Raw genomic sequence first — 214 nt, 5'->3', positions numbered from 1 at the left:
TGCTTCTGATGACGCTACATCTGATAATGTTTCTGCTGAAGATAATGCATCTGACATAGAACAAGACTCTGATGTTAATGCTAATGATCAAAAGCAAGCGGAAGATGACAATGCTTCTGATGACACTACATCTGATAATGTCACTGCTGAAGACAATTCTTCTGACGTAGAACAAGACTCTGATGTTAATGCTAATGATCAAGAGCAAGCGGAA

Annotated in this window: 1 protein-coding gene; it reads left to right on the top strand. The window is 38.8% G+C overall.

Annotated features, from left to right (window positions below; all coding sequences use genetic code 11):
* Positions 1–214: hypothetical protein (locus CD135_RS13100; protein ID WP_219728818.1), on the top strand; the 214-nt coding region annotated here is incomplete at both ends.

Origin of the sequence: Mammaliicoccus lentus, assembly GCF_002902755.1 — a bacterium.
In the GTDB taxonomy this organism is placed as follows: Bacteria; Bacillota; Bacilli; order Staphylococcales; family Staphylococcaceae; genus Mammaliicoccus; species Mammaliicoccus lentus.
The sequence above is the reverse complement of the archived record's forward strand: the minus strand, read 5'-3'. Positions and strand labels throughout refer to the sequence as shown.